The following is a 25,976-nucleotide window of genomic DNA, read 5'->3' on the forward strand; positions in this document are numbered from 1 at the left end:
AAAATTTATTTTTTTATGCTGGACTTTAAAGCATGACCTGGTAACACAATCATTAATATAGATAGCAATATAGTAAGTGTAAAAACCAGTAGTAGATTATCAGGTCTTATACCTATGATTGAGTACCTTAATATAGAGAGCTGCATTGATGATGGCAAATACTGAACAACATTACCTAAAGCTCCAAAATTTTCTATTGGAAAAAATATACCAGAAAAATAGAATAAAGGTATCAATAATAAATTACTTAAACCAGCAAAGGTTATTTCATCAGTAAAGGCTGCTAACCATACTCCAACACCTGTAAAGAATATTACTGCAGCAGAAGCTGCTACTAGAAGCATAGCTATGTTTTCTACTCTGAGTTTAAAGAATAACATTGCTGTAATTAAGATTACGAGAAACTGAAGCAAAGATTTTAATAACATACTTAAATATCTGCTAATTATGAATGCACTATAGGGCATGGAGGAGGTAATAACATCTTCAGTAATACGCTTCCTCTTATCCAGTAAAATACTGTTACCTATTCCCATAGTAGTACCAAACATTATTCCTATCAACATAATTCCAGGTGCAACAAACTCAAAATATGAATTTACATTTAAGCCTGGGTTCATACCTACACTTGTGGGTATGCTGGTTCCTATACCAAACGAGGTAATCATGATAATAGGTGCCATCAAAGTACCAATTATCTGAGCAGGAGAACGGAGAAATTCTAGTAGATCCATCAGTATAAAGTTCCAAACCCCCTTAAGCCATACTAAAAAATTGTTTGTTCTTTCCATCATTAACTTCCTCCTAAAGCTTTTTTATTTTTTTAGTTGTTATAGATTATAACCTTTTTAATTTAATAGGAAAGTTCGGTTATAACTTCCTATGTAATACGGGGTTGTTAAGGGGACATTCCCCCTTATGTATCAATGAGGAGGATACAGCGTAGCGTCTTAAGGAACTCAGGGGTTCCTTTGGAAAACAAAAGCATTTTATCCATAAATTTTATCTATGAAATGCTTTTATTCTGCAAACTTATAATATATAGTTTCCTTATATACTTGTATGTATAACAGCTGAACTAATGCATGAATAGCTTCCAATTGTTTTTCTGAATAATACCTGTATCCATTGCACTTATCTACAGTAGGAGGCTTCAGTAATTCAATATCATCATAAAACCTTAACCCAGATGTGAAAACCATGCCTATTATAGATAATTGCCATATTGTGTACACAATAATCATTCCTACTTCGGCCTACTTAAATTATAAAACTTCAAGCTACTTTAAGGTCAATAGCAATTTTTTAAAATTTTAATTTCTGTTTTAGTTTTTTATTCCTTACCATACCAGGGACAATTTCTTCCATCAATAATATACATGCATAAACGGGGGCATTGACAGCAGACATTAACAGCATCTCCCTGTATAGCTTTATTTGTCCACTCTGGATCTGCCAACTGGCCTCTACCAACAGCCACCATGTCAATCATATTGTGTTTAAGTAGATATTCAGCTTGGTTAGGCTCTCTTATGCCAAAAACACAAGCTACAGGTATATTTACTTTTTTATATAATTCTGTACCCATGTATGTAATCTTTGAGAAGGGAAAATCATCTGGAACTATTATGTTATTTGATCCTATTCCTGCTGATACATTAAGGATATCAACACCAGCATCCTCTAGCTTCCTTGCAAGATAGTTATCTTCTTGGAGGGATGGATCATTAACGCCCAATCTATAGCTAATAATAAAAGCATCTCCTGCTGCAGCTCTAATTTCATCAACTATTTCTAGTGGTAAGCGAAGTCTATTTTCTAATGTACCACCGTACATATCAGTTCTTTGATTGATTTCCTTTGAAGTAAATTGATTAAGAAGATAACCATGGGCACCATGAATTTCAACTCCATCAAGGCCAGCTTTTTTAGCCCTTAATGCAGCAGAAACAAAATCTTTTTTTGTTTTTTGCATTTCTTCTAATGACATCTCAAAACATTCTTTACCTTTAACTTTCACTGGTGATGAAGAAAGTACAGGTGTTCCCGTTCCATTCATTCCAGCATGAACTAACTGTACTATTACCAGGGAATCTTCATTGTGACAGCTTTTGGCTATTCTATTAAACTGTGGTATGTGTTCATCCTTCCATAAGCCAAGCTCTGTTTCATTAATACGAGCATCCTTAGAAATAGCACTTGCTTCAATAATTATTAAACCTGTTCCACCCCGCGCTCTTTTACCATAATGTACAGATCTATCGTAAATTTCAAATCCGTCTTCATCAGCCCAATTAAAGCACAGTAGTGGGGCCATTATAATTCTGTTTTTCACCATAAACTTATTTACTTTTATGCTTTTGTTTATTAAACTCATGTAATCACTCCTCGTATTCTTTTATCAATTATACATTATTGATTGGAAACTTTTGAACATACAAAAATAAGTAGTCTTTACAAAAAACTACTTAGTACTGTCATTTAACAATCTATATTATTCTAGTAGTAGAGCATGCTCATATTAAGACATTTCCTCATGATACTTTAATTTAACTGATTCCACCTCATCAAGAAACAATGGGATAGAAGGGTTGGTATTGGACTTTTTCCATGCCACCACAAGCTCATCCTTAGCCCTCTCGCCTTCAATGTCTATAAAATGAAGGCTGGAGCTTGCCTGAAGCTTTAGGCTATTGGGCAGTATAGCTATACCCATTCCTGAATCCACCAGCAATAATACAGTCTGAATAAGCTTTGGTTCGCTGACAATATTTGGAGAAAAGCCACTATTAGCACACATAAGCAGAGTTTTATTATAGCCTTGAGGTGACTCATGCCTGTTTAAAGCAATGAAATTCTCATCAGATAATCTTGATAAATTAATACTATCTTCATTTGCAAGTGGATGGTCACAATGCATCACAATAGAAATAGTTTCAGTGAAGATATGTTTACTTTCTAATCCACCAATATTATCAACACCAAAGAAAAGGGTAAATCCGATATCCAGTTCTCCATTTTTCAAGCCTTCAATCAGCATTCCATGATTTAGTTGATTCAGCTGCAGCTCTACCTTAGGGTAATTCCGTCGAAAATGTCTTATTAAATAAGGAAGAAAGTTTTTTTCAGTGTAGCCGATAAAGCCAACCTTCAGGTTTCCCACAATACCTAGATCTGCTTGTCGGGTTTTTTCTATGGCCTCTTCAGTTTTATTAACTAGATTAACAGCTTCCTTAAACAGTACAGTGCCAGCGTTGGTTAACCTTACCGAACGTTTATTTCGAATAAATAATTGTACACCAATTTTTTTCTCTAAGTCTGCTATCTGTTGGCTAACTGCAGATTGAGCTACAAATAGTTGTTTTGAAGCTTCTGTAAAACTAAGGTGCTCAGCAACGGAAATAAAATATCGGAGCTGCCTTATATCCATATAATCCCTCCAATTTCAATAGTTATCATTTGTTTTATATTAAAATAATATCATTTACATCTGTTTAAATCAATATAAATCACTTTTACTTATTACTGAAATATTAATATTGTATTTCACAATGGCTTAAATATTCTGTATTCTATAGTTAGGAATAAATTTTATTAGTTCTAATATTTTTTTAATTTGTAAAATATTACCATGACTATTTTGAAGAAATTTAAATTTTATATCTTATTGCATCAAATAAAGGAGGTATAGGTGGTTATGTCCCTAACAAAAAGTAGGATATTAGCAATTAATCCAGGCGCAACCTCGACTAAGATTGCAGTTTATGAAGCCGATACAGTATTATTCACTAAGACGGTGGAGCACTCAGTAAAAGACCTTGAAAGCTTCGATAAAATATTCGATCAATATCAATACAGATTAGATTTAGTATTACAAGTTTTAAAGGAAAAAAACATAGAATTGGAATCATTAGCTGCTATTGTTGGCCGTGGCGGTTTGTTGAAGCCTTTGGCTGGTGGTACCTATAGGGTTAATGAAAAAATGGTTAATGACTTAAAAATGGCTGAAAGAGGAGAGCATGCCTCTAACTTAGGAGCAGTTATGGCATCCAATCTGGCAAACCAACTAAATATTTCTGCATTCATTGTGGACCCAGTTTCAGTAGATGAAATGGAGCCAGTAGCAAGGGTTTCTGGCTTAGCTGACATTCAGCGAGTAAGCTTGTCCCATGCACTAAACATGAAGGCTGTTGCACGTAAGGTTGCTAAATCAATGGGTAAAAAATATGAAGAGGCCAAGCTTATTGTCGTTCATTTAGGCACTGGTGTGTCGGTTACACCCCATAAAAATGGGAAAATGATAGACGTAAATAATGCTAAAGCAGAGGGTCCATTTTCCCCAGATAGATGTGGTGGATTGCCTGCAGATCAGCTAGTTAAGCTATGTTTTTCAGGTAAGTATACCTATGATGAGCTAAAGGAGATATTAGGAAGTAAAGGTGGCTTTTACTCATACTTTGGTACAAAGGATGCCCGAGAGGTAGAAGGGATGGCTGAAGCTGGTAATAAAGAAGCTGAAATTGTATTGGATGCTTTAGCCTATCAGGTAGCAAAGGAAATAGGGGCCATGGCTACAGTTTTAATGGGTGAAGTAGATAGAATTGTTCTAACTGGTGGGATTGCCCATTCAAAAAGGATTGTTGATGATATAGTTAAGCGGGTTAAATTTATTGCACCTGTAGAAATAATTCCTGGAGAGGAAGAGTTAGAATCTCTGGCTTTAGGGGCTTTAAGAATTATCAATGGTGATGAGGAAGCAGCAATATACAGTTAAAATGAGCAGTGAAAAACTAAATTGAAAATTGAAAATGGAAAATTAAAATATTGAGAAAAATGTTGAATGAAAAAGAAAAGAAGTAAAATTGAAAAATGGAAGATTGAAAAAGAAAAGAAGTAAAATTGAAAATGGAAATGAAAAATAGAATAGCAATTGGAATGAAAAGAACATAGATAGATGTTCTTGAAAATTAAAATCAGAGTTTATTAAATTATTTTAGTAAGCTTTAAATAATAAAAGGAATCTAAAAAGGAGGTATTTTCATGGCTAAGGTAGAGGTATTAAATGAATATTGTAAAAGTTGTGGGCTTTGTATTGACATTTGTCCTAAAAAAATCCTTGTTATTGGAGACAAGGCCAATAAAAAAGGATACTTTACAGTGAAATGTGAAGATCAAGAAAAATGTATCGGATGTGCTCTATGTGCAACGGTTTGTCCTGATGTAGCAATTGAGGTTTATAAATAAGGATTAGGAAGGGAGCTGAATATAGATGGAAAAAGTATTATTGAAGGGTAATGAAATCATTGGCGAAGCTGCCATTCGGTCAGGCTGTAAATTATTCTTTGGGTATCCCATTACTCCATCAACAGAGGTAGTAGAATATTTATCTAAACATTTACCAAAGCAAGGCGGAACAGTACTACAAGCAGAGGATGAAATTGGTGCAATAAACATGTGCTATGGTGCTGCCTGTACAGGTTCAAGAGTTATGACAGCATCATCAAGTCCAGGAGTAAGCCTTAAGCAGGAGGGAATTTCCTATAGTGCAGCAGTTGGCCTACCCATGGTTATTGTAAACGTTAACAGATGCGGCCCAGGCCTGGGTGGATTAGGTCCGGCACAATCAGATTATTTTCAATCAACAAGAGGTGGAGGACACGGTGACTATAGAACTATTGTTTTAGCTCCATCAAAGGCTCAAGAGCTTTATGATTATACAATGGAAGCATTTGATTTGGCTGACAAATATCGTAACCCAGTATTGCTTTTAACAGATGGGTTTTTAGGCCAAACTATGGAACCTGTTGTTTTAAAGGAAAGACCAGAGGCTCCTGAGGTAGATAGAGAATGGATTGTAAATGGGAGCAAAGGTAGAAAAAAGCGTATTTTAGCAAGCTATTCCTTAACTAATGAAATTGGTGAAGCTAATAATCTACGTTGGGAAGCAAAATATAAAGATATTCAAGAGAAGGAGCAACGCTGGGAAGAATTCTACACAGAGGATGCAGAATATCTACTGGTTAGCTACGGAACTACTGGAAGAATATGCAAGAGTACAGTGTTAGATGCAAGAAAGAAGGGTATTAAGCTAGGCTTAATCCGTCCTATTACTCTTTGGCCATTCCCGGAAAAGGCATTCCTTCCCCATATGGAACGAGTCAAAGGCATCGTAACAGTTGAGTTAAACACAGGACAAATGATCGAAGATGTTAAGCTTGCTGTTGAATGTAAGGTACCAGTACACCTTTATAGAAGACAGGGTGGTATGCTACCAACAGAAAATGAAATATTAAGATATGTTGAAGACACATTTACTTTATCTGGAACAAAGGAGGTGTAGGCCATGGAAAAAGTATTTGCTAAAACTAAAGGTTTAACTGATGTTCCATTTTCCTTCTGTCCAGGCTGTACACATGGAATTATCATGAGGTTAATAGCAGAAGTTATGGAAGAATTAGAAATAATTGAAGATACAATTGGAATTTCTCCTGTAGGATGTGCGGGCTTTTGTCAGGACTTTTTTAGCTGTGATTTTGTAGGGGCTGCCCATGGTAGAGCTCAAGCAGTAGGAACAGGTGTTAAAAGAGCATTGCCTGATAAAGTTGTATTCACATATCAAGGAGATGGAGATATTGCAGCTATTGGTACACAGCATGCAATTCATTCGGCTGCAAGAGGTGAAAAAATAACATCAATTATGGTAAATAATGCAATTTTCGGAATGACCGGAGGACAAATGGCACCTACAACCCTAGAGGGAATGAAGACATCCACTAGTCCTTTTGGTAGAGATACTGCTTTAAATGGTTACCCAATAGACTTACCAAAGGTAGTTGCAAACCTACCAGGTGCTGTTTATGTTGCTTCTGTATCTGTAGATTCACCTAAGAATATTATCCAAGCAAAAAAAGCCATTAAGAAAGCCTTTAAGGTTCAACTGGCTGGATTAGGATTCTCATTTGTAAGTGTTTTATCAACCTGCCCAACCAACTGGGGATTATCACCTGTTGAAAGCTTAAAATGGCTAAGAGAGAATATGATGCCAGTTTACGAAATGGGTGAACTTAAGGTGACAGAGGAGGTAGAAAGCTTATGATGGATAAGGTAATCATTGCTGGATTTGGTGGTCAAGGAGTTATGTTTTTGGGTAAGGTTATGGCTTATGCCGGAATGGGCTCAGACCTAGAACTTTGTTGGATACCATCCTATGGACCAGAAATGCGTGGAGGTACTGCCAACTGTTCGGTAATACTTTCAGATGAAGAAATCAATTCGCCAGTTATAGACTATGCTGATGCAGCTATTGTGCTTAATAAGCCAGCTTATGATAAGTTTGCACCACGTGTTAAACCAGGCGGAGTATTAGTAGTTAATTCTTCCTTAGCTCAATTGGAAGACCCTCGAAAAGATATTACCATAATAGAAATTCCTGCAACTGATATGGCTAATGAAATTGGAACTACCAGTATTGCCAACATGGTTTGTTTAGGAGCATTACTACCTAATCTTAAACTAATTGATCTTGCTAAAGTTGAAAAGGCTTTGGATGAGTTGGTAGCAAAGAAAAGACCAGAATTACTGGAAACTAATTTAACAGCCATTAAAATGGGTATTGATTTTATTAAAGGCTAAAAATTCTTATATATTTGGGGTATAAAGCCCATGATGAGTATTTTTATCATTATGGGCTTTCTTTTTTATTGATTGAAATGTCTTTTTCTATAATAAGAAAGTTATAATTTTGCTAAGGTATTAAGTTTTTTTGAGGAGGTTTGATAATGGATCAAAGTATTGGTGGCACCACTGGTTTAGATAAAAGACAAGTAAGAGCTAATCTTGCAGTTATAGGGAGCACCTTTGCCATCTTTCTCCCAGGATCATTGGTTTTTGGATTTCCCGGGTTAATGGGATCTGTATGGAGAGATATGCTGCAAATTCAATCAGGAGCCCTAAGCTATGTAATGTTTTTTATGCTGGCCTCGTTAGGTATCTTCATGTTTTTTGTAGGGAAATGGACAGCAACTATCGGAGTTAGAAAATTGATGATGATAGGAACAGTCATGACAAGCTTAGCAACATTAATGATTGCCTTCGTGGCAAATATTTGGATGATTTATTTATGGGCCTTCATGATTGGAGGAGCCTCCTGCTTTATTTATTCACCTGGGATAAATAGTGTTCAAAGATGGTTCCCAGAAAAACGCGGCCTGGTTTCTGGTATAGTAAATTTGACATTTGGAATATCTGCTGCAATTATGGTACCCATTTTTAGAATTATGCTTGATGTTATAGGTTATCAAACATTGTGTATTCTAATGGCTATACTTACTTTAATAGTTGGGTTAATAGCATCTCAATATACCGAGATACCAGAAAAGGTTAAGGGGATGCAAGTATCAGATAACAAAGCTGTTAAAATATCAAATATGAATGATCAAAATGATTTCTCACCGAAGGAAGCAATGAAAACAAGAAGCTTTTGGCTTATTTGGAGTGTATGGGCATTAATGGGGGCTGCCGGAGTAACAATGGTGACGCTATCAGTTAATTTAGGCCTTTCAAGAGGATTTAATTTGACTGCTGCTGCTACCATATTGACGGCATATAATATAACAAATGGGGTTAGTAGACTAGTATCAGGAGCTATTTCTGATGTAATAGGAAGAAAAGTAACCCTTGCCATAACCTTTATTGGAGCTGGTATAGCTTATGTTTTACTTCCCCATGCATCAAGCTTAGTAATGATATCATTACTTGCTGCCATGATTGGGTTTGGCTATGGGACATTATTTTCCTGCTCTGCACCGATGATATCAGATTGCTTCGGATTGAAGAACTTTGGGATAATTCTGGGGCTAGTATTTACTGCATATGGATTCATTGCAAGTATAATTGGTCCTGCGGTTAGCGGATATATACTGACAATAACTGATGGCAATTACCAAATTGTCTTTAACTACCTGGCAGTATTTTGTTTAGTTTCTGCAATTTTAATAATGTTAGTTAAAACTCCTATTAAGGAAAATGGAAAAATGGCATAATTAATATACAATAAGTTACCCCCTATAATAGATAAATATATCTATTATAGGGGCAATTTTTTGCAAAAAAGACACTATATAACTTTAGCTACTTGACCTGGGAACAAACGTTCTGTAAAATTAGATTAGTAGCATTAACATGATTAAGGAAAAATACTAGAGTGGCAAAAGAGTTTATACATAAGTATAGTTTGAAAAGTAATTACAATATAAAAATAAACTGGTGATAAATATGAGAAGAATTTTACATGTTGATATTGATGCCTTTTTTGCTTCTGTTGAGGAAATCGATGATCCCACCCTTAAGGGGAAGCCTATTATAGTCGGTGGAACAGGAGAAAGAGGCGTAGTGGCTACAGCAAGCTATGAAGCCAGAAAATATGGGGTACATAGTGCTATGAGCACTCAGATGGCCCGAAATCTATGTCCTAAGGGTATTTTTTTGAAGGGTCGCCATGACAGATATTCAGAAGTTTCAAGACAAGTATTTGATATTCTTGAAACCGTAACAGAATCAATTGAAAAAGTGTCTATTGATGAAGCATATTTAGATATTACTAATAAAGAGGAATCCTCAGTGTATATTGCCATGGAAGTTAAAAAACAAGTAAAGAAGTACACTGGTCTCACCATAAGTATAGGGATATCCTATAATAAATTTTTAGCTAAGCTAGCTTCCGACTGGAATAAACCAAATGGTATCTTTGAAATACAAGAAACAGACATTCCACAATTACTGAAACCCTTATCCATACTTAAGGTTCATGGGTTAGGTAAGAAAACAGCCCTAAAGCTTAATAGAATCGGTATCTTTACAATTGAAGACTTGCTGAAATATCCTTTAGATAACTTAAGGCCTTTACTTGGAGAATTACGAGCAATAGAGATATATGATAAAATTAGAGGAATAGATAATAGAGAAATATCAACAAATAGGGAGCGTAAGTCCTATGGTAAAGAAACCACCTTTTCAATGGACCTGCAAGATAAAGGCTATATAATGGAGATACTAAAAGAGTTTAGCTGTGAGATTGTTGAACATTTGAAGGAACAAGGCAAAAGTGCAAGAACAGTTACAGTGAAAATAAAATATGAAGACTTTGAACAGATAACTAGAAGTCATAGCCTTGAATATCATACCAGTGATATAAGAACCATATTTGATATAATAAATAAAATTGTAAACAGTATTGATTTATCCAAAAAGGTGAGACTAGCAGGAATCTCCCTGTCTAACATTACACACCATCAGCAAATGCAGCTAGATTTATTTAATTACTTTTAAAATTACGATTCTTTAATTAAAAAGTTTACACTCTTAACGATTAGAGGGAAGAATGTTTTGTAGTGGTTGAAGACCTTCTCCCAATAGATTTGGGTCTACTTCCCATAATATGATGAGGTTCATATGCGATAGATAATTATGATATAATACGGGAAAGAGATATATGAGGATACCATATCAGAAATAAGTTTAATCCTGAGTATAATAGGAGGATCTATATGATCGACTTAGTAAAGAGTAAGATAAGCCTAATGACAAAAATTATGCTGTTAACACTGGCAATTGTCATTTTATCGATATCAATATCCAGTATATTAATTTCAAAAGCTGTAGAATCTAATATTCAAAATGAAGTTGAATCTAATGTTTTAAATATGGCAAGGGTTGTTGCTGAAATACCAACTATTATAGACGCATTTGAGGATGAGGAGCCATCTTTAATAATTCAGCCATTAATAGAAGGAATTCGTACGTCCACTGAGGGTATAGAATATATTGTAGTTACTGATTTAAACGGAGTTAGATATTCTCATCCTAATCCTCAAAGAATAGGAGCTAAATTTGTTGGGGGGGACGAAGGCCCAGCACTATTAGAAGGAAAAGAATATGTCTCTACTGCAATGGGAACATTAGGACTATCCACCAGGGCCTTTGTGCCCATCTACAGTTTTGACGGTAAGAGAATAGGAATGGTTTCAGTAGGGGTATTAAATCAAAGTATAAAGCAAATAAAAAATCAAATCCAAATTAAAGTATATGTGGCTGCTTTGTTTGGAATTTTTATTGGTTTATTAGGATCATTTTATCTTGCTAAAAACATAAAAAATACTTTAATGGGGTTAGAGCCAGATCAAATTTCTGCATTGCTCAAAGAACGAAATGCCATCATTGAAGCTGTCAAAGAGGGTATTTGTGTAATAGATAATAAAGGAATAGTTTATCTTGTTAATCAAGCTGCAAGAAAACAACTAAAGCTTGAAGGCAAAGATTTAATTGGAAAACCCATTGAATCAATTATACCAGAATCAAAATTGACAAGAACACTGAAAACTGGGATTCCAGAATATGATCAATACCATATGGTAAATGGTATTGAAATTATGGTAAATAGAATTCCAATATTCAATAAAGGAAAAATAATAGGAGTTATTGCAAGCTTTAGAACAAAAACTGAAATGACAAAGCTGGCAGAGGAGTTAACTGGAGTTAAGATGATGGTAGACTCATTAAGGGCTAATACCCATGAATTTATGAATAAAATGCATGTTATTCTAGGACTAATTCAATTAAAAGAGTATGATACTGCCGAAAAGTATATCATGGATATCAGCAAAAGTCAGCAGAAAATCATCAGCTTTATAATAAAGAATGTAAAGGAGCATAGCGTTGCTGCCCTTCTACTGGGAAAACATACTGCCAGCAGAGAATTAAATATCCACTTGGAAATAGAGGCCTCCACTCATCTTGAAAGATTAACTGGTAGAATTACCAGCAGTGCTATGATTACTATTGTGGGAAACCTAATAGAAAATGCCTTTGATGCTCTGCGTCTACAAAGCGGGGAAAAATATGTTAAAATATGTATAAGAGAAGGTAAGAAGAATGTCCTTATCAGTGTAAAGGATAATGGACCTGGTATTAGACCAGATACTATTAAAAAAATATTCATAAAGGGTTATACAACGAAAGAAGATGGTAGAGGAATTGGGCTTTATTTGGTGAAGCAAAATGTAGATGTATTAGGTGGAAAGATGAGGTTTGGGAATAATAAAGGGGCATATTTCATAATTAGAATTCCCAAAAAATAGGAGGCAACGTAATGATTAAAGTTTTAATAATAGAAGATGACCCAATGGTGGCTGAAATAAATAAAAAGTATGTAGAAACAGTTGATAATTATAAGGTTATTGGTGTTGCAAATGACGGAGAGACTGGCTATAAAATGCTTAAGGAATTAAAGCCGGATTTACTTATATTGGATATTTATATGCCGAAGTATAATGGATTAAGATTATTAAAAAGAATTAGAACTGAAGGTATACATGTGGATGCAATAATGGTAACGGCAGCCAAGGAGGCAGCAGATATAGATGAGGTTCTAAAGTTGGGAGCCTTTGACTATCTGGTGAAGCCCTTTGAATTTCACCGATTCAAATTAACCTTAGAGGGATATAAAGATAGAATTTCTAATTTAACATCAAGGGAGAATCTTACTCAGGAGGATATTGATCAATTAACCATGGGAAAACGAAATAAGTGTTATATTGGAGAGTTGGATAAGGGCATCCATCAAAAAACCATGGATACAATTCGCAATTACTTATGTAAAGCTACAAAATCAAAATCTGCATCGGCTGTTGCTAAGGACCTAGGAATTTCGAGAGTTACTGCCCGCAGATATTTAGAATATTTAACTGAAAATGGAGAAGTAGAGCTAGAAATATCCTATGGAACCATTGGAAGACCCCAGCACCTTTATATTTACAGAAGATAGTTTAGGAAAAAGCAATGTTGAATGTTTAATGTTGAATTGTTTTTCACTCTTCACTCTTCACTCTTAATTCTTAACTCTTCATTGTTAGTTGTTAACCCTACTCTTATTTGATGATATTTTTTTAACACAAATAACATTATGAACATTATAAATTAGTTATGTACTAAAGCTTCACAATTTTCTGAATTTAACCTAACATGTTAAATATAGAGAATTGTTAAGCTTTTTTTTATTGACACTGGAAGGAGAGATAAAGTTGAGTACTGCAGAAAGAAGTTTAGAACTACATGAAAAAGCAATTGGAAAAATTAGTGTTAATTCAAAGGTAAAGGTGGTGACAAGGGAGGATTTAAGCTTAGCATATACACCAGGGGTTGCAGAGCCGTGTAAAGAAATACATCAAGATAAGGAAAAGGTTTATAAATATACAGCTAAGGGGAATCTGGTGGCTATTGTATCTGATGGCAGTGCAGTATTAGGCTTAGGAGACATTGGGCCAGAGGCTGCTATGCCTGTTATGGAAGGTAAAGCAATACTTTTTAAAAGCTTTGCTGATGTAGATGCCTTTCCCATTTGCCTAGATACAAAGGATGTAAATGAAATCGTTAACACAGTAAAATATTTAGCACCTACCTTTGGGGGAATAAACCTGGAGGATATTTCAGCACCTCGATGCTTTGAAATTGAAGAAAGACTGAAAAATGAATTAGATATACCAGTTTTCCACGATGACCAGCATGGAACAGCTGTTGTAGTACTATCTGGATTAATAAATGCATTAAAATTGGTAAACAAAAAATTTGAAGTTATTAAAGTTGTGATTAACGGTGCCGGCTCAGCAGGAATCGCAATTGCAAAGCTACTACTAAATGCTGGAGTAAATGAAATGCTTCTTGTAAATCGAGAGGGAATTATCTATGAAGGTGCTCCTTTTAACAACCCATACCAAGAGGAAATGGCTAAAATAACAAATCGTGGTATGCTTCAGGGAACAGTGGAAGATGCAATGATGGGAGCAGATGTATTTATTGGTGTTTCTGCTCCTAATGTTATTTCCAAGGAAATGATTTCGTCGATGAATAAGAACTCTATAGTTTTTGCAATGGCTAATCCAGTTCCTGAGATTATGCCAGATTTAGCTAAAGAAGGTGGAGCAAAAGTCATTGGAACGGGGAGATCAGATTTTCCAAATCAAATAAACAACGTACTGGCTTTTCCAGGGATATTCCGTGGTGCATTAGATGTTAGAGCAACGGACATAAATGAAGAAATGAAGGTAGCCGCTGCCTATGCAATTGCAAGCATTATTGAAGAAAGTGAATTGACACCAGAGTATGTTATTCCTGATCCCTTCGATCGACGTGTAGTAGAGAGTGTAGCCAAGGCGGTTTCTCTAGCAGCAGTTGAAACAGGAATATCTAGAAAATAATGCCAAATACCACACCTCTGGGATAAAAATTTTATTATCAAGAATTATTTTTTAATCTATCTTCTAGATGGTGTGGTGTTTTTTTGTCCTTGTACTAACATTATGTAAACCCCAAAATTACAAAAGGAGTGTGTAAAAAATGGCTATTAAGGTTGAAAAGAGTAACGGTTCTACGTTGGGAAAGTACAAAGTTATAGGGTTTCCACTGCCAATCTTTCTTATTTTAGCAATCATAACTACTTTTGCAGTGTATTTAGGTGTACTACCTGGCGGTATGATTGGTGCCTTTGCTTCTATGATTTTACTGGGAGCAGTTTTAAATGAAATAGGAAATAAAACTCCTATTATAAAGGATTATCTAGGTGGAGGGGCAATTGTTATCATATTTGCCAGTGCAGCCCTTGCCACATACGGTATTCTTCCAGAGAAGACTGTAGGAACAATGGAGACCTTCATGAAGGGGGGCGGTTTCTTAGATTTTTATATCGCAGCCCTTATTACAGGAAGCATACTTGGGATGAATAGAAGGCTGTTAGTTAAAGCAGCGATACGTTATTTACCAGCAATTATTGGAGGGGTAGTAACAGCTATTGCTTTAGTTGCAGTAGTAGGACAGTTAATTGGTTTTGGTGCTAAGGAAGCAATCCTTTTCATTGCTATCCCCATTATGGGTGGCGGTATGGGAGCAGGAGCTCTCCCACTGGCACAAATATTTTCAGGTCCCTTTAATATGGAGGCTGAAAACGTTTTATCAATCATGGTGCCAGCTGTTGCTATGGGAAATGCCTGTGCTATTGTTTTGGGGGGGCTATTAAACAGATTAGGTAAAGCAAAGCCTTCATTAACTGGAAAGGGAGAGCTTCTTGTAGAAAAAACAGAAGACGATAACCATCAAGAAGAGAAGTTCAGTATTGATTTCAATCTAATGGGAATGGGATTATTATTATCAACTGTTTTCTTTACATTTGGAAATATTCTTGGGAATTTTATTCCAGCTGTTCACCCATATGCATTAATGATTATTTCTGTAGCCATTGTAAAAGCTCTTGGAATCATGCCTAGAAGATTTGAAGTTGGTGCAAGTCAATGGTTCCAATTTGTTATGACATATTTAACAGGAGCATTATTGGTAGGAATAGGTATAGCATATACAAACTTAAATCAAATTATTGATGCATTTACATGGCAATATATTGTTCTGGTAATGGTAACGGTAATTGGTGCCATACTAGGATCTGGATTTATAGGTAAGTTAGTTGGATTTTATCCAATTGAATCTGCTATAACAGCAGGGTTATGTATGGCAAATATGGGTGGAACCGGCGATGTTGCAGTACTGTCTGCTTCTGATCGTATGAAGCTTATGCCCTTTGCACAAATTTCATCAAGAATTGGTGGAGCTTTTATGCTGATATTAGCAAGTCTATTAATAAATCTGTTTCTATAGAAGTTTTAACATTACTAAAGGGAATAATAAAGATCATGAAGCCAAGGAATTATATTCTTCTTCATAAGGCTCTTAATGTGTCCCCTACTGGCCTTAATCTTAATTACCCGGATTTTGCATCTCAGGCGGTAATGACCTCTACTATACTCAGTGCATAATTAGTATAAAAAGATTCCAGAGATATACACTTTGGAATCTTTTTTAAGTGAGGAAATTGCATGAATAAGATTTTAATTCTTTATACACAATATGTATCCTATATAAAACCACAGGAACCAACACATTGTGTTTAAGAACAACTAAAGGTAATTAGGCAATTACCTAAAATAAGAAATAGTTAAGAACAAAATGAACATTATTAACAGTATTAACAAAAAGTTAACATAAAACGACGGATGTGATAGACTCAACTTGTTAACTATTGAAATTATCAAGGAGGAGGAATACAATGAATAAAAGTAAAAGAATTATAATTTTAGCATTAGTTGTTATTATGACGGTGATTGCCTTTACTGGCTGTAACAGTAATACTAGTGAAGAGGTAGATAATAAAGTTGTTAATTTAACAACAGATGTGGTTATTATTGGATCAGGAGGAGCTGGTTTGGCGGCTGCAATTGAGGCAAAGGATGGCGGTAAAGAGGTTATTATTGTAGAAAAAATGCCTTTAGTAGGAGGAAATACATTACGTGCTACTGGGGGGTTAAATGCAGCAGAAACCAGTGTACAAAAAGAACAAGGTATCGAAGATAGTATAGCATCCCATTATGAAGATACAATGAAGGGTGGATACGAAAAAAATATTCAAGAGCTAGTTACAGTGTTAACAGAGAATGCAGCAGATGCTGTTGAGTGGCTGATTAATCTTGGTGCAGATTTAAATGATGTTGGCAGAATGGCAGGGGCAAGTCAAAATAGATCCCACAGACCAACTGGAGGAGCACCTGTTGGATCACATATAGTTAAGGTATTAAAGGATAATGCTGAAGCAAGGGATATTAAAATTTTAACAGAGACAACTGCAACAGAAATTTTAACAGAAGAGGGTAAAATAACAGGTATTATTGTAACCGACAAAAACAGTAATGAGTTCATTATTGAAGCAAAGGCGGTTATTGTTGCAACTGGAGGATTTGGAGCTAATACTACAATGTTTGCTGATTTAGATAATTCCTTAAGTGGATTTGGTACTACCAATCATCCAGGAGCAACAGGTGACGGAATAACTATGGCTGCTGCAGTTGGTGCAGGGCTGGTGGATATGGAAGAAATTCAAACTCATCCAACTGTTGTACCTTCAAATGGATATATGATTACTGAAGCTGTAAGAGGAAATGGTGCAATATTAATTAATAGTGAAGGAAAAAGATTTGTTAACGAATTACAAACTAGAGATGTAGTATCTGAAGCTATACTTGAACAAGATGGAAAAACCTCATTTCTATTATTTGATGAAGGTGTTAGAGAAAGTCTGAGTGCAATTGAAGGCTATGTGAGACAAGGTTTAACAAAGGAAGGCGAAACAATTGAAGAATTAGCTGAGGTATTAGGGATTGATTCAGAGATTTTAATGGCAACTCTAGAAACCTATAATGGAGCAGTTACTGATGGAGAAGATAAAGAATTTGGCAGAGATGATATGCCTAGATCATTAGAAAACAGTAAATATTATGTGATTGAAGTGGGGCCAGCTGTACACCATACAATGGGTGGATTAAAGATAAATACACTGGCTCAGGTACTGGATGAAAATGGACAGGTGATTTCTGGTTTGTATGCAGTTGGTGAAGTGACTGGAGGAATCCACGGAGGAAACCGACTAGGAGGAAATGCATTAACTGACTTAATTGTATTTGGTAGACTTGCGGGACAGACTGCTGCGAAGGATTTACAATAAAACATGAAAGCGTAAAAGGAGTAGACAATTAGACTACTCCTTTTTCCTATATTAATCAATTTCTATCTCTATAATCCCCTCAAAACCAGATAAAGAAACGATGGTGTTTTGATTTACATAAGAACTAAATCCAATATTTTTATCACTTACCAAACTACTGATTATTATTGGGATTTTTCTCTCAATGGATATATTCTTGACATCCTGCATAGCCTTTTCAAAATTGTGATCAGTAAAATGAAAAATGAAAAATAAGAAATCAAGATTATCAGTGGAAATTTCATTGATATATCGTAAATCAGTACAAATAATTGTTTTAAATTTTTTGTTGCTCAATTCAAAAACCTTTTGTTCTTTTCCAGGGGTAATACCTGCATTTAATTCTTGTTCATCTGGAAATAACTTAAATTGAATATTATTTGAAGGTAATAGCTCACAAACATTATATATATGATTATCTAATTTTATAAGGGTATTAATTAAAACCTGTTTATTTTTAGGAATTTCAAGCTGTGATTTAGCCAAATTACTTTTAGTTACCCATGAATTAATATCAGCATTTACATCAAGAACAAGTGACCCAGTTAATGAATACTCAGGAAGTATTAAAAGCTCTCCCCTACTTCCTCTTATCAAATCTTGAATTACTTTTCCATTATAATCTATATCTCCCCTTATAATTTTAGGTTGTAAAACTGATATTTTCATATTTACTATCATCCCTTTCATTTACTTTTGGCCTAAATCAGTTAAAGAACAGGGGAACACATCCCCGAAAATTGAATCCATGATTTAATTATATCAGAAATATAAGTTAAACTAGCTTCTGAAATACAGGTAAATGTATTTAATTACTTTTAAAATTACGATTCTTTAATTAAAAAGTTTACACTCTTAACGATTAGAGGGAAGAAGGGTAATAGGAAAAAGGTAGTGATTACATTAAATAATGTATGGCAATGGGCCAGCTGGCGGGCAGGATTATAGGGAGCAATAAAAATGGCCACATTATATAGCTGTTGTAAAAAGGGATATACTAATATAACTCCTAATGTATTAAAAATCAAATGGACTAAAGCAGTTTTTTTACCAGCCTTACCCAAATGAAGACTTGCTATGAGGGTTGTAACACAGGTACCTATATTTAAGCCTAATAGAATCGATATAGCAGCTGATACAGATATAGTGTTACCTATAGCCATTGATTGTAGAATAGCAATTCCTGAACTACTGCTTTGAATAATGGCAGCAGTAGAAAACCCCATTAATATACCTAATACAGGTTTATTACCCAGTTCTGAAATAACATTTTGGAAGGGAAGAATACTTTGTAGCGGTTGAAGACCTTGTCCCAATAGATTAATGCCAATAAATAATAGCCCTATACCAATCATAGTCTCACCCAATAGATTAAATTTACTATAGGGAGTCTTAATGATTGAAAATATTATCCCAATAATTAATATTATTGGAGCCAGTGGACCAACATTAAAGGCTATTAATTGAGCAGTAATAGTGGTACCAATATTTGCTCCCATGATCATTGGAGTAACCTGGTAAATTGATAGTATACCAGCCTCCACCAACCCCACCATAATAATAGTAGCTCCACTACTAGACTGTAGTATTAAAGTTGTTATTGTACCAATAAGAAGCCCAATAAGAGGATTAATTTTCATCCCTTTAAGCTTATGCTTGATTTGTGTTGAAACAAGGTATTTAAGCCCGACTGTTAGAAATTTCATTCCCAGTAAAAAGAGTGCCAATCCCGTAACAGATGTATATATAATATAAGTCAAGTAACATCCCTCCTTCATAAAATATACTAGAGAATTCTATTAATAATAACCTTACCGATATAAAAAGCATATAAAAATTAAGGACTATATAGTTGACTTATTTATATTAATAACATATAATAACAGTGAAATTCGAAATAAAGGAGTTTGTTTTATGTTGGTGAAGGTTCTTAACAAGTAATTGAATATTGGTATAAGAGAGAATCATGAAATCTGGTGCTTACATCAGGTCTTATTTGTGTATTCTTTCGTGACCAATGATTGTTAAGAACACAGGCTCTATTAATTTTCATTAAAACATGCCGTGTTAACCACGGTTTTTTTATGTTTTTGTGTTGGGAAAAATTTACATTTTTCCAATTGGTTGTTGTATAATTTATTACAATAATTAAAAGCCGTAGATGAGAGTGTTCATTTATGGCTTTTTTATTTTTTGAAAAATAGGAGGCGTTAAAATTGAATCAAACAGCAATAGAATTATTAGAATTTGAAAAAGTTAAACAAATGCTTATGGACCTTACACTTTCAGGACTAGGAGGTGATCTGGTGACAAAAATTAAGCCTGTCGATAATCAAAGCATTATTGAAACTTGGTTAAGGGAAACAACGGAGTCAAAAGTCATTATAAATATGGCCTCTGCAGTACCTATCCATAGCCTGCAGGGGATTGATAAAATAACAGATAAATTTGGTAAAGGAATTGTACTTCAACCAGGAGATTTGTCATCCTTAGCTGATTTTTTAGAAAATAGCAATAGAATGAAAAAATTCATGGAAAATGCATCAGCATCAGCACCTTTGGTTGCAAGCTATGGTTTATCTATTTATCATCTGGAGGAGCTGATAGATGAAATTAACAGATGCATCAGGGGAAGTCGAATCAATGATAAGGCTTCATCTACATTGGCAAAAACTAGAAAAAAAATTACTATTCTTGAAGATCGAATGAAGAATAAGCTTGATAATCTTGTTAAATCATTGGGAAATAATGCGTATTTACAGGACAATGTAATCTCAGTAAGGGATGGAAGATATGTAATTCCCATTAAGCGAGAACACTCAAAAAACATAGATGGAGATGTATTAGATCACTCAAATAGTGGATCAACAGTGTTTATTGAGCCAAAGGAGATAAAGGCTCTTCAACAGCAATTAAATCAATTGAAAGCTGAAGAAGAAAAGGAAGTATATAAAATATTATCGCAGCTTACAGCTATTGCTGAGGGATACTCCAAAGAAATCTCAGTTAATATTGAGATAATGGCAAACTATGACTTTATTTTTGCTAAGGGTAAGCTAAGCCGACAAATGAAAGGAAATCCAGTGATCTTGAATCAGCAACAATATATCAACATTAAAGAAGGTAGACATCCACTACTGGGTAATGATGCAGTTCCATTAAACTTCAATATAGGTAAAGGCTATCGAAGTCTTGTTATTACTGGTCCTAATACTGGTGGTAAAACAGTTGCTCTCAAAACTGTAGGCTTAATGAGCATGATGGTACAATCCGGGTTACATGTACCAGTTAAGGAGGGAAGTGAGTTCTCCATCTTTAAGGATGTTTTGGTTGATATCGGAGACGGTCAAAGTATAGAACAATCTTTAAGTACCTTTTCTTCTCATTTGAAGAATATTATTTATATTCTAGAAAGAGTATCTCCTAAGACATTGGTAATTGTAGATGAACTTGGTGCAGGAACGGATCCAGGAGAAGGAATGGGTCTTGCGGTTGCAATACTAGAGACCCTACATCAAAGTGGGGCCACCACCTTAGCGACAACTCATTATAGCGAGATCAAAGAGTTTGCCCGTAAATCTAATGGCTTTGAAAATGGATGTATGGAGTTTGACATTAACTCCCTTAAGCCAACATATCAGTTAATTATAGGTAAGGCGGGTGAAAGCAACGGATTCTTAATCGCACTGCGACTAGGGATGAATCCAGAAATAATTAAGCGCTCCCATGAGATAACCTATAAGGAAATAAAAGAATATAAAACCTATGAATTACCAGCTGAAACTAATTCTACTAATGAAATGCAGATATCAACTGTAAAAGAGGATAAAGAAATGTTAAACGAGATAAGGGCAAATATGGAAGTAAAAAGAAAAATAACTAACAAATTCAAGGTAGGAGATTGTGTATTTATTAGTAGCCTCAACAGAACAGGAATTGTTTGTGAACAGGCAAATCAAAAGGGTGAGGTTGGTGTAATGGTAATGAAGAAAAAGCTTAAAATTAATCACAAAAGACTAGCACTTTATATAGAAGGAGGAGAGCTTTACCCAGAGAACTATGATATGGATATTGTTCTGGATAGTAAAGAAAACCGCAAAAAGAAAAACACTATGGAGCGTAAATTTGTAAAGGGTCTTAAAATTGATTTGGAATAAATTTTAAATACCTAAATTTGAAACACATTAGAAATTTAATAATATAGTCGACAACAGAAATCGAGTAATTTAAGAAAAATATATAGAGACTATCAGAACTGTACTAATATTTTTTTCTTTGATATGAATCTCTTAGTATAATTGTAAATATACAAAATTATGCAACATAACTTCTTTTCATATAAATTAAAAAGAAGAAATTACACCAAAAGCTTGATATGTTAAATATTTATCATTATTTACGAAAAAAGAGTAGTATTCGACAAATATCTACACTGAATATTATTAATAATTGTTATTATAGGATTTAATAGAGGAGATTATCGTCTCATACTTAAATGAGGGGTTAGATTCTTCTAACTTAATATGAGGAAATTGCATAATTCCCTTTGAGTGATTCTTTATCAAATATATTGGGTTTACGTGGGTCTATAGGAGATAGGTTGGTGGTTGCTTTGCTTCGCTGCTGGCCCATGTATTCTGTATTATAAAGAATGATAATCTGAAATTATGTAATCTCCTAGTCTAGTAGAGAGGGGGCTAAGAATAAAAATAAGTAACTAAACATTTTGAAGTAGTAATAATATACTTTTAGATCAAAAAAATTGAGTTGGAGGGTTTTTATGGAAAAGAGAAATATTGGGTTAGCTATTTTATTTACTTTTATAACATTTGGTATTTATGGGCTGTTTTGGTTTGTAAAACTAACAAATGAGGTTAGTGATCTAAGTGGTGATACTTCAATGTCAGGAGGTAAAGCTTTATTATTTACAATTTTGACATGCGGTATATATAGTATCTACTGGGCTTATCAAATGGGAAAGTTAACGTGTAAAGCACAAGAAAATAAAAAAGAAGTAGGAAAAGATAATTCTGTTCTATACCTGATCTTATCAATTTTCGGTTTATCTATAATAGTTTTTGCGTTGGTTCAGTCAGATATAAACAACATGATTGGTTAGCAAATACCTAATAATTTAACTAGTATAAGGTGCACGATACAAGTATTTGTCAGGTCCATGATAATTATTTTAGCAGTTGTAGAGAGGATAGGCGTAAAATGAGGATTAGGAAGAACTTATGGTTTGTGCTTACTCTAGGAATATGTGGCTTAGTATTCGTATATTTTAGCGAATCAAAAACAGGAGCAATATTTCCTTGTGTATTTAATAAATTAACAGGACTATATTGTTCAGGTTGTGGTATGACCAGAGCTGTGCATTCTATTTTACATTTTAAGCTCTATCAAGCCTTTAGATTTAATATGTTGTTGTTTATATTTAGTCCTTTTTTATTGTTATACTTTTTTCATTACATAAATGGAGAGAAATCATTTGGCGATAAAATTATTTATGCAATGTTAATAGTAACATTAATATTTGGTATTTTAAGAAATATACCAGCGTTTAGTTGGCTAGCACCAACAGTAGTAAATTGAGTAATTAAATACAGAAAAAATGGACATTTCTCCTATGGAAGCGCGAAAATACGAAAATGCTAAAGAAAATAATATAATCATAAATCTTTTTACCCGGAATACAAATAATATAGAAGCATTTTAAGCAGGGGGGAAGATATTATATGAAGATATGGGTATTTTCTAAAAGATCGGTGGTTGTTATTGCACTACTATTGGTTATATTATTAATTGGCATTGTTTACTTTCTTAATTTAGGCAGAGGGGGTTTAAATGTATTTGCCCCCCAAAGAAGGTTGCCTATTTATAGTGTTGAAACCTCTGAAAAGGTGGTTGCAATTAGCTTTGATGCTGCATGGGGTGACGAATTTACTGATGATATTTTGGATGCCCTAGATAAGTATAATGTTAAAACAACCTTCTTTTTAGTAGGATTTTGGGTAGACAAATATCCCGATTGGGTAAAGGAGATGCATGAACGGGGACATGAAGTAGGTAATCATTCCTCCACCCATCCCCATATGTCTAAATTAAGTAAAGCTGATATTGCTAAGGAATTGAAGGTTACTGGGGATAAGATTTTTGAAATTACAGGAGTGCAGCCTACGGTTTTTAGACCTCCCTTTGGTGATTATAATAATCTATTGATTGAGACAGCAGAGGAGCTGGGCTATTATACCATACAGTGGGATGTAGACTCTTTGGATTGGAAGGAAATGGGAGTGCAGCCTGTTGTTGATCGAGTCACAAGAAACGTTAAAAATGGATCAATAATATTATTCCATAATAATGCTAAATATGTAGCAGAATTTTTGCCCTTAGTATTAGAAAGGCTACAGGAGCAAGGCTATAAAATTGTACCTATATCCGATTTGATTATTAAAGAAAATTATATTATGGACCCATCAGGTCGACAAGTACCCAAACCATAAACTTAAACAAAAACTGACCCCTTGAATTGATATGCTCCCCTTATGATAGACAGTTATAATAATAAAGCTGTATATCGTAAGGAGGAGCATATTTTTATGGGGTTATTTATATAGTTTTTTTATTATGGTCATATATAGGTGGACAAGCTTAACCTGAAAAAATTATAAAGAGCGTATTTTTATCGAAAAATTTTATAACTTGATAATAATTATAGTTTTGAATAGATTTCTGTAACATAATACACACTATACTTATCTTAAAGCTTCATCAATTATGAGATGCAAGGAGATGAACGAGAATGATAATTGACGGAATAAAGTTATCAGGAATTACTAGTAACTCAAAAAAAGTTAGAGAAGGTTATGGATTTGTTGCTCTTAGGGGTGAAAAATGTGATGGGAATGCATATATTGATGAAGCCATAAGGAACGGTGCTGCTATAGTTTTTACTGAAACAGATATTGAAAATAAAGAGATACCTGTAAAAAAGGTCCAAGATGCAAGGAAAACTCTTGCCAATCTGTGTAATGAATTCTATAATTATCCTTCCGAAAAGCTAAAAATTATTGGGGTTACAGGTACAAATGGAAAGACCACCACCACCAATATGATATATGAAATAATAAGAGGCAATGGTATATCTGTGGGTTTAATAGGTACCTTATATATTAAAATTAATGATCGAACCTATGAATCGGACTATACTACACCACTGGCAGAAGACATGTATGCCTATATGTCAAAAATGGTTGAAGAGAATGTAGAGGTATTAGTGATGGAAGTTTCCTCCCATGGTCTAAAAACAGAACGTGTTCATGGTATTCAGTATGATATTGCCATTCACACTAATATCGAACGTGATCATATAAATTTTCATAAAACCTTTGAGGATTATATACAGTCAAAGAAAAAGCTCTTTGATAACCTAAGGGAGGGTAAAATCGGTATTATCAATATAGATGATGGACATGGGTTAAGGCTCTTGGAGGGAAATGATAATATTGTTATAGTAACCTATGGCCTAAATACAAAAGCCACCATCACAGCATCAAGCTTAGATTCCGATCAAATGATGTCATTTAATTATTGCCTTCAAAGAGGAATTACTTCTCTTTCAGGTGTAGAAATTGAGGCCTTTGAGTATCCAATTACACTTCCTTTAGTGGGAAAGCACAACATCTATAATGCTTTGGCGGCTATTACCAGTGGACTATTAATGGACATCCCTATAGCTTCAATTGCTAAACAGGTTAAAAACTTTAATCCTATACCACGCAGAATGGAGATTATTTATGATAAAGGATATAGAATAATTGATGATTTTTGCCATAATCCATCAAGCTATGAAGCTGTTCTAGAAACCATTCAAAGCATGGAGTATAAAAATCTTTATATAGTAAATGCCATACGAGGAAGTAGAGGAATAGATATAAATAAAGAAAATGCAGAAGTATTAAGGCAGTGGGCGGAGATACTTAAAATCAAAACCCTCTATATAACCGCCAGTAGAGATACATGTGGACCACTGGATGAAGTAACTGCTGACGAAAGAGATGCTTTTATTAAGACCTTTTCAGACAGTCAAATTCCCATACAATATGAAGAAAGACTGCAGGATGCCATCAACAAAGCTTTAAAAAATTTACGAGAAAAAGACATGCTACTTTTACTAGGAGCCCAGGGAATGGATAAGGGGAAGCCCATCTCTTTAAGTTTTATAGAAAAATATCCGCAAAATCATTCAGAGACTAATGAATTATATAATCAGGTTTATAAGCACTAATATCCATTTAGAATAATACAGGAAGAATTTTTCCTGTATTTTTTATTTAAAAAC

At 34.4% G+C, this 25,976-nt stretch carries 23 protein-coding genes; 17 read left to right on the forward strand and 6 right to left on the reverse strand.

Going from position 1 to position 25,976, the window contains the following annotated elements; genetic code table 11:
• Nucleotides 1-5: 5 nt before the first annotated feature.
• The 4 genes from BLP68_RS15760 to BLP68_RS15775 all read right to left on the reverse strand — a co-directional run bounded on the left by BLP68_RS15760 (nt 6) and on the right by BLP68_RS15775 (nt 3,430).
• The gene (locus BLP68_RS15760) at nt 6-794 is read right to left on the reverse strand and encodes an ABC transporter permease (RefSeq protein ID WP_091545652.1); all 789 of its coding nucleotides are present in this window, start codon (nt 792-794) and stop codon (nt 6-8) included.
• A 225-nt stretch (nt 795-1,019) separates the two neighbouring features.
• Nucleotides 1,020-1,235 carry a MerR family transcriptional regulator gene (locus BLP68_RS15765; RefSeq protein WP_091545714.1) on the reverse strand — a complete coding sequence of 72 codons (216 nt, stop codon included), beginning with the start codon at nt 1,233-1,235 and terminating at the stop codon, nt 1,020-1,022.
• Nucleotides 1,236-1,333: 98 nt separating this feature from the next.
• Nucleotides 1,334-2,377, reverse strand: coding sequence for an oxidoreductase (locus tag BLP68_RS15770; RefSeq protein WP_091545654.1), 1,044 nt, complete (start codon nt 2,375-2,377; stop codon nt 1,334-1,336).
• A 144-nt stretch (nt 2,378-2,521) separates the two neighbouring features.
• A complete protein-coding gene (locus tag BLP68_RS15775) occupies nt 2,522-3,430 on the reverse strand; it encodes a LysR family transcriptional regulator (protein WP_091545655.1) in 909 nt (302 codons plus the stop codon).
• A 267-nt stretch (nt 3,431-3,697) separates the two neighbouring features.
• Here BLP68_RS15775 and buk point away from each other — a divergent pair, with 267 nt between their 5' ends.
• The 12 genes from buk to BLP68_RS15835 all read left to right on the forward strand — a co-directional run bounded on the left by buk (nt 3,698) and on the right by BLP68_RS15835 (nt 17,593).
• Nucleotides 3,698-4,774, forward strand: coding sequence for a butyrate kinase (buk, locus tag BLP68_RS15780; protein ID WP_091545657.1), 1,077 nt, complete (start codon nt 3,698-3,700; stop codon nt 4,772-4,774).
• A 266-nt stretch (nt 4,775-5,040) separates the two neighbouring features.
• Nucleotides 5,041-5,244, forward strand: coding sequence for an indolepyruvate ferredoxin oxidoreductase subunit alpha (locus BLP68_RS15785; protein WP_091545658.1), 204 nt, complete (start codon nt 5,041-5,043; stop codon nt 5,242-5,244).
• A 25-nt stretch (nt 5,245-5,269) separates the two neighbouring features.
• On the forward strand, nt 5,270-6,340 hold the full coding sequence (gene vorB, locus BLP68_RS15790; RefSeq protein WP_091545660.1) for a 3-methyl-2-oxobutanoate dehydrogenase subunit VorB: 1,071 nt from the start codon (nt 5,270-5,272) through the stop codon (nt 6,338-6,340).
• 3 nt (nt 6,341-6,343) lie between these two features.
• A complete protein-coding gene (locus BLP68_RS15795; RefSeq protein WP_091545662.1) occupies nt 6,344-7,096 on the forward strand; it encodes a thiamine pyrophosphate-dependent enzyme in 753 nt (250 codons plus the stop codon).
• Nucleotides 7,093-7,632, forward strand: coding sequence for a 2-oxoacid:acceptor oxidoreductase family protein (locus BLP68_RS15800; protein WP_091545663.1), 540 nt, complete (start codon nt 7,093-7,095; stop codon nt 7,630-7,632). The genes BLP68_RS15795 and BLP68_RS15800 overlap by 4 nt, the downstream gene beginning before the upstream one ends.
• A 146-nt stretch (nt 7,633-7,778) precedes the next feature.
• The gene (locus BLP68_RS15805; protein ID WP_091545665.1) at nt 7,779-9,041 is read left to right on the forward strand and encodes an MFS transporter; all 1,263 of its coding nucleotides are present in this window, start codon (nt 7,779-7,781) and stop codon (nt 9,039-9,041) included.
• 232 nt (nt 9,042-9,273) lie between these two features.
• Nucleotides 9,274-10,326, forward strand: coding sequence for a DNA polymerase IV (locus tag BLP68_RS15810; RefSeq protein WP_091545666.1), 1,053 nt, complete (start codon nt 9,274-9,276; stop codon nt 10,324-10,326).
• Between the two features lie 218 nt (nt 10,327-10,544).
• Entirely contained in the window at nt 10,545-12,134 is a 1,590-nt protein-coding gene (dcuS, locus tag BLP68_RS15815) for a DcuS/MalK family sensor histidine kinase (RefSeq protein ID WP_091545668.1), read from the forward strand.
• 11 nt (nt 12,135-12,145) lie between these two features.
• The gene (locus tag BLP68_RS15820) at nt 12,146-12,820 is read left to right on the forward strand and encodes a response regulator (protein WP_091545670.1); all 675 of its coding nucleotides are present in this window, start codon (nt 12,146-12,148) and stop codon (nt 12,818-12,820) included.
• A gap of 256 nt (nt 12,821-13,076) precedes the next feature.
• Nucleotides 13,077-14,249, forward strand: a complete 1,173-nt coding sequence (locus tag BLP68_RS15825; RefSeq protein WP_091545671.1) for an NAD(P)-dependent malic enzyme — start codon at nt 13,077-13,079, stop codon at nt 14,247-14,249.
• Between the two features lie 139 nt (nt 14,250-14,388).
• Nucleotides 14,389-15,696, forward strand: coding sequence for a 2-hydroxycarboxylate transporter family protein (locus tag BLP68_RS15830; protein ID WP_091545673.1), 1,308 nt, complete (start codon nt 14,389-14,391; stop codon nt 15,694-15,696).
• Nucleotides 15,697-16,144: 448 nt separating this feature from the next.
• Nucleotides 16,145-17,593, forward strand: coding sequence for a flavocytochrome c (locus BLP68_RS15835; protein ID WP_091545675.1), 1,449 nt, complete (start codon nt 16,145-16,147; stop codon nt 17,591-17,593).
• Between the two features lie 51 nt (nt 17,594-17,644).
• On the opposite strand, the gene BLP68_RS15840 is transcribed toward BLP68_RS15835, so the two are convergent.
• Nucleotides 17,645-18,301 (reverse strand): carbon-nitrogen hydrolase family protein, encoded by a 657-nt coding sequence (locus BLP68_RS15840; RefSeq protein WP_091545676.1) that lies wholly within the window; start codon nt 18,299-18,301, stop codon nt 17,645-17,647.
• Nucleotides 18,302-18,456: 155 nt separating this feature from the next.
• Nucleotides 18,457-19,392, reverse strand: coding sequence for a Na/Pi cotransporter family protein (locus BLP68_RS15845; protein ID WP_091545678.1), 936 nt, complete (start codon nt 19,390-19,392; stop codon nt 18,457-18,459).
• Nucleotides 19,393-19,848: 456 nt separating this feature from the next.
• Between BLP68_RS15845 and BLP68_RS15850 the strand changes: the two genes are divergently transcribed.
• The 5 genes from BLP68_RS15850 to BLP68_RS15870 all read left to right on the forward strand — a co-directional run bounded on the left by BLP68_RS15850 (nt 19,849) and on the right by BLP68_RS15870 (nt 25,922).
• On the forward strand, nt 19,849-21,789 hold the full coding sequence (locus tag BLP68_RS15850; protein WP_091545679.1) for an endonuclease MutS2: 1,941 nt from the start codon (nt 19,849-19,851) through the stop codon (nt 21,787-21,789).
• Between the two features lie 623 nt (nt 21,790-22,412).
• On the forward strand, nt 22,413-22,751 hold the full coding sequence (locus BLP68_RS15855) for a DUF4234 domain-containing protein (protein WP_091545681.1): 339 nt from the start codon (nt 22,413-22,415) through the stop codon (nt 22,749-22,751).
• Between the two features lie 98 nt (nt 22,752-22,849).
• Nucleotides 22,850-23,227, forward strand: a complete 378-nt coding sequence (locus tag BLP68_RS15860) for a DUF2752 domain-containing protein (RefSeq protein ID WP_091545682.1) — start codon at nt 22,850-22,852, stop codon at nt 23,225-23,227.
• 143 nt (nt 23,228-23,370) lie between these two features.
• Complete coding sequence (locus BLP68_RS15865; protein ID WP_091545684.1) at nt 23,371-24,138, forward strand: polysaccharide deacetylase family protein; 768 nt, start codon at nt 23,371-23,373, stop codon at nt 24,136-24,138.
• A 299-nt stretch (nt 24,139-24,437) separates the two neighbouring features.
• Nucleotides 24,438-25,922, forward strand: coding sequence for a Mur ligase family protein (locus BLP68_RS15870; RefSeq protein ID WP_091545686.1), 1,485 nt, complete (start codon nt 24,438-24,440; stop codon nt 25,920-25,922).
• The last annotated feature ends 54 nt before the right edge of the window (nt 25,923-25,976 follow it).

Origin of the sequence: Alkaliphilus peptidifermentans DSM 18978 (assembly GCF_900101495.1) — a bacterium.
Taxonomy (GTDB): domain Bacteria; phylum Bacillota; class Clostridia; order Peptostreptococcales; family Natronincolaceae; genus Alkaliphilus_C; species Alkaliphilus_C peptidifermentans.

Coding starts and splice junctions, on each gene's coding strand:
- BLP68_RS15760 (WP_091545652.1), bottom strand. CDS start 794: ATGATGGAAAGAACAAACAATTTTTTAGTATGGCTTAAGGGGGTTTGG.
- BLP68_RS15770 (WP_091545654.1), bottom strand. CDS start 2,377: ATGAGTTTAATAAACAAAAGCATAAAAGTAAATAAGTTTATGGTGAAA.
- BLP68_RS15775 (WP_091545655.1), bottom strand. CDS start 3,430: ATGGATATAAGGCAGCTCCGATATTTTATTTCCGTTGCTGAGCACCTT.
- buk (WP_091545657.1), top strand. CDS start 3,698: ATGTCCCTAACAAAAAGTAGGATATTAGCAATTAATCCAGGCGCAACC.
- BLP68_RS15785 (WP_091545658.1), top strand. CDS start 5,041: ATGGCTAAGGTAGAGGTATTAAATGAATATTGTAAAAGTTGTGGGCTT.
- vorB (WP_091545660.1), top strand. CDS start 5,270: ATGGAAAAAGTATTATTGAAGGGTAATGAAATCATTGGCGAAGCTGCC.
- BLP68_RS15795 (WP_091545662.1), top strand. CDS start 6,344: ATGGAAAAAGTATTTGCTAAAACTAAAGGTTTAACTGATGTTCCATTT.
- BLP68_RS15800 (WP_091545663.1), top strand. CDS start 7,093: ATGATGGATAAGGTAATCATTGCTGGATTTGGTGGTCAAGGAGTTATG.
- BLP68_RS15805 (WP_091545665.1), top strand. CDS start 7,779: ATGGATCAAAGTATTGGTGGCACCACTGGTTTAGATAAAAGACAAGTA.
- BLP68_RS15810 (WP_091545666.1), top strand. CDS start 9,274: ATGAGAAGAATTTTACATGTTGATATTGATGCCTTTTTTGCTTCTGTT.
- dcuS (WP_091545668.1), top strand. CDS start 10,545: ATGATCGACTTAGTAAAGAGTAAGATAAGCCTAATGACAAAAATTATG.
- BLP68_RS15820 (WP_091545670.1), top strand. CDS start 12,146: ATGATTAAAGTTTTAATAATAGAAGATGACCCAATGGTGGCTGAAATA.
- BLP68_RS15830 (WP_091545673.1), top strand. CDS start 14,389: ATGGCTATTAAGGTTGAAAAGAGTAACGGTTCTACGTTGGGAAAGTAC.
- BLP68_RS15835 (WP_091545675.1), top strand. CDS start 16,145: ATGAATAAAAGTAAAAGAATTATAATTTTAGCATTAGTTGTTATTATG.
- BLP68_RS15840 (WP_091545676.1), bottom strand. CDS start 18,301: ATGAAAATATCAGTTTTACAACCTAAAATTATAAGGGGAGATATAGAT.
- BLP68_RS15855 (WP_091545681.1), top strand. CDS start 22,413: ATGGAAAAGAGAAATATTGGGTTAGCTATTTTATTTACTTTTATAACA.
- BLP68_RS15860 (WP_091545682.1), top strand. CDS start 22,850: ATGAGGATTAGGAAGAACTTATGGTTTGTGCTTACTCTAGGAATATGT.
- BLP68_RS15865 (WP_091545684.1), top strand. CDS start 23,371: ATGAAGATATGGGTATTTTCTAAAAGATCGGTGGTTGTTATTGCACTA.
- BLP68_RS15870 (WP_091545686.1), top strand. CDS start 24,438: ATGATAATTGACGGAATAAAGTTATCAGGAATTACTAGTAACTCAAAA.